General features: G+C 34.1%; 2 protein-coding genes. Both read right to left on the minus strand.

All coding sequences use genetic code 11. The features are described 5' to 3' along the window. Positions 1 to 75: 75 nt before the first annotated feature. Entirely contained in the window at positions 76 to 1,365 is a 1,290-nt protein-coding gene (locus tag D1606_RS18230) for a PepSY1/2 domain-containing protein (protein ID WP_119417431.1), read from the minus strand. Between the two features lie 16 nt (positions 1,366 to 1,381). Further along, positions 1,382 to 2,161, minus strand: a complete 780-nt coding sequence (gene sleB, locus D1606_RS18235; protein WP_119417432.1) for a spore cortex-lytic enzyme — start codon at positions 2,159 to 2,161, stop codon at positions 1,382 to 1,384. Positions 2,162 to 2,171 lie beyond the last annotated feature (10 nt).

The following is a 2,171-nucleotide window of genomic DNA, read 5'->3' on the forward strand; positions in this document are numbered from 1 at the left end:
TTTATGAATCCTAAGTTCTATATATATTATGCCATGGAATAGGTTATATATCTATATAATTATAGGTCGTATGATTCAGGAAAGTTTTTCATTTTTAATAACCTCTCCTGTTTCTGTATCAACTAAAACTTTATATGTGTGTGGAACTTTTGAAGAGTTAACACGAACAGTCAATTCATAACATAACCTTTCAACAAAATCTTTATTTTCTACATACGCTAAATCTTCATTGACAACTGTCGCTTTATTTGTAAAAAATTCGTCCCAATTCATCTTTTTCATCATTTGAGGTTTCAGTTTTTCTTTTTGAATATACTCAACACCATTTAGTCCAACTATTTCTCCTGTATCTTTTGCGATTTTCACTTGCACTCCATCTGCATATACTTTAGCTTTCGTTTTTTCTTCTACACGAGCATAAGTAAAATGCCATACTTCACTATTTTCCCTTGCATCTGTTTCCTTTACATCTTTATAACCTAATTCTTTCAGCCGCTCATCGGCTAAGTTTTTAAGTTTTTCTACTGATAAGGAATTTTTCTCAAAAGGTCTTTCAATTAAATAAGAAAGTAAATGTCCACCTTTTTGGGTAATATCAGCGTACCCAGTGCGTTCACCTTTATGAAAAGCAATATGATAAAAAGGATAAGGAGCACCTTTTTTACTTTGCTTCACAGACAATGTGGCATTTTCAAGTTCTGGGAACATTTCATAGAAGCGAGAGATTGCTTCATCTTTCGTAATTTTTTTATCATTGAGTTCCTTTAACTCTTTCTTTTTCTCATGATCAGCCTCACTTGCGGTTAATGGAAAGTCACTTTCCGTATAAGTTTTTACTGACTTAGACAGATTTTTAAATCCAGAAGTATCCGAATTTGAAGTTTGTTCCTCAAGCCAATTTTTATAATTCGTATCTCCGTTTAAGTAATGAGCAGTTGCTATTTGCCAATCAGAAGAAAAATTAGTTAAATTATTTGAAATTTGACTAACATTCTTCTGCCATTGTTCTGCACTTTCTTGTGAAGTCATAGTCATTCTCGCACTGTTTCCTAATCTACCTAGGTAATTCATCCATTCAGTAGTGAATTCACGATCTAAAGGTAGATCAGCAATTGAATAGCGAATATCTGAAGATAATCTCCAAACATTTTGTAGAGAATCATGGAAAGCAGTAGGGTCACTAAATAAAAGAGATTGTTGAACTGCCTGCTGTAATTCATTTAGCTGGGTTGAAGCATCTGCCATCTTACCTGTATATTGTCCTTGCAACAAATACTTTAACTCTTGGTTTTCACGGTGAGAAGCAACACTAAATATTAGGCAAGCAGCAACTGCATAACTTAATAAGAATATTGTTTTTTTCATCTATATCCACCTCATTTTAAATACAGAAAATATGCTCGCCGATTTCTTTAATTTGCTGTCTTGACCAAATCCATTCGCTCGTTGCGGTTTTAGGATTAAAATAATATAAAGCATTTTCAGAAGGATCCCAACCATTCATCGCGTCTAAAACCGCCTCTTTTGCTTGTTCATTTGGTTCCAACCAAATTTGTCCATCTGCAACAGCGGTAAATGCTCTAGGTTGAAAAATAATTCCAGATATTGTATTCGGAAAATCTGGGCTATCTAGGCGATTAAGGATAACTGCTGCTACAGCTACTTGGCCTTCATATGGCTCTCCTCGTGCTTCACCAAAAACTGCATTCGCCATTAGTTTCAAATCTTCTTCTGTAAAATTACTTGGTACTTGCATATTCGTACTTGTACCAGCACCTTTTGAGCTTTGATTGTCTAGATCTTGATTTCCATAATGGGTGAATTTATTTCCTTTATTTATCTGATCCATAACATAAGCCTTATTATACTGAGAAACAGAATTCAGTTTTTGTTTTGTTGTGGAGCCAGCTATACCATCCACAGGTAATCCGTATTGTTCTTGAAAATCTCTTAAAGCCCAATAGGTTTCGTAACCAAATCTACCGTCTATTGTTCCGTTATAATACCCTATATACTGGAGCCTAGATTGAAGTTCAATTACATCATCTCCAAAAGCTCCTTTTGTAATGACTTGGTTAGAAAAAGCATCACTATTTTGTGGTGCAATACTAGTGATAAAAACACTTAACAACAACAATAACAATATTTTAGAGCGTCTCATTTCATATCTC

It is taken from the genome of Rummeliibacillus sp. POC4, assembly GCF_003576525.1.
Lineage (GTDB): Bacteria > Bacillota > Bacilli > Bacillales_A > Planococcaceae > Rummeliibacillus.